The 2,141-nt window shown below is 44.0% G+C and carries 1 rRNA gene; it reads right to left on the bottom strand.

From position 1 onward, the window contains the following. Positions 1–2,037 precede the first annotated feature (2,037 nt). A 5S ribosomal RNA gene (gene rrf, locus L2731_RS19450) occupies positions 2,038–2,141 on the bottom strand; the annotation flags it as partial.

The raw sequence follows: 2,141 nt of genomic DNA, 5'->3' as shown, positions 1-2,141 counted from the left end.
TTTTATCTTGTTAAAGAACGTTCGCCTCATACTGGAGTCCAGCGGGCTAGGGCTGCGTATTCTACGCTTCTCCCTGTCGGCGTCAAGCGCTTTTTTCAAAAGATTTTTAAGTGGTTAATTACTGCGCTACCGTGCTGTAACCACAGGCTTAAAAACTTGAACCGCTTGTTACCTTGACTCGACCAGCTGCCTACTCGCTTCGCTAAGTAGCGCCGTTTGCCGTGTCAGTGGGAGCGCATTATAGGGAGCCAAATCTTTTGTGCAAGGGCTTTTTTCAATAAAAACGAACTTATTTTTTATACCTGATATAAGCACATCCTTTGCACCAATTACGCACACAGTTATCCACAAAGGCATCTGTTTATACGTTTTATCTACCTCATCATTGTTATCGCCCAGATATTCAAACTACCTCAATACTTACCAACGAAAGCCTCTAAAATCTTAAGTAAACCTATATTTCAATGTAACGAGGAAGATGAAACCACCATCTTTCTCAAGTAAAAATTTGGGTAACCGGTAGCTACCTAGCAATCGCGATGTTTTCTCTTGAACACAACTGATATGCGATAGCGTATTAGATAACTCAAGAGAAGTTCTAATCCCCATAGAAATGAAATCAAGAGACCAGCTCAACCTCTCGATTCACGCCGCCAACTTAGAAGACCTCATTTTATATTGTCCAGCAAGAGGCTTCATTCGAGTTCTGAAAAAGGGTAAGGAATAGGGAACAACACTGCTAGGCATAGGAAGGTTCACGCTCTAGCCGATCTACTAATCAGGACGAATAGTCTAGCCCCTCAATTGGTACTTGGCTTTGCAGGGCCCATATCTGCCTTCATGAATTGTAATAACCGAAATCACCGAAAAACAATAGACTCAACTCTCAGTACTTAATGAGCAACGACAACCATTGATGTGGAAAGTACGTCATGACCAGCAGTATAAGTATATCTATAGGAATAAGGGGAGTAATTTCCAAGAAGCATTTAAGCTGTGGACATCGCCGGCATGAATTCATGCTTACATAAGCGGATACCCTTCTTACCTAAAGAACATGGCGAACATGCGCTAATTTTTAAAAAGCTCTAGACAAATTACGGCCGCTGGTTAAGGAGATTCATTCACTACTCTTTATGAGATCGACTCCATTCACCGTAAATTCCGACCATACTCTTCGCATCCCCCCATATATAATATGCTTTCAACACTCCCTCCCCATGTTCGAGTGGAAGAATCAAATAACAAACGCTTTATTATTGGCTGGATACATATGAGGAAAAGAGGTCTGCTTTGAATGCACGGTATCCAAAGGCTTTGCGATACGAGAGGCGGGTTACCACAACCTTCTACTGAGCAGTGGGCGATCACAAGTGGTAATGGAAGTGTCGATATTGCTTGGCATTTGTCGACAAACATAGAAATCAACATTCCTGGCCAATATAGATGACCAGCTGCACCAACACTAGCCATCAAACAAGGAAACCTGGAAAGCATGCGCCGACATGTAAAAGGGCGTACAGACAGTTCTCACATGGAGGCAAAAGGCATCGCTTATTAAGCAAATGATGGATGGCTGGAGCGCAAAGCAGCTAGACTGCGAGCCTGGGAGCCTGTTCAGCGGTGGGACGATGTTGGGAGTAGGCATTCATGCCTACATAAGTGAATCAACCACCTGACTTTAATTAAGGTAGTTTTGAGAGAAATCGTCGATAATTTCATAAACCCCAAACGCAAAAAAGCCACCTAATTCAAGTGGCTTCTTCACTTAATTAGCGCCTGCCATGGCCAGCTACGCTAAAGCTTCGCACTGACCTACATGGATGTAGGGAATGCTGAAAGTGTCGGGAATATCTTTTAACCATAAGCACATCGCTATCGCGATATTCGCCCTACTCCATATGGAAATGCACCTCACTGTGCGAGGGCGCTTTATATTCCCCATGTTTGAGTCAATATTTCAAAAGTCGTTAAACGAAAAAATCCCCAACACTGCGTGCTGGGGATTTCTCGACTCTCTTTCGAGAATAATTAGGCGCCTGGAAATGACCTACTCTCACATGGGGAGACCCCACACTACCATCGGCGCGATTGCGTTTCACTTCTGAGTTCGGGATGGGATCAGGTGGGACCACAATGCT

It is taken from the genome of Shewanella aquimarina (assembly GCF_023349185.1).
Classification (GTDB): Bacteria; Pseudomonadota; Gammaproteobacteria; order Enterobacterales; family Shewanellaceae; genus Shewanella; species Shewanella aquimarina.
This window is presented reverse-complemented; position numbering and strand designations above follow the sequence as displayed.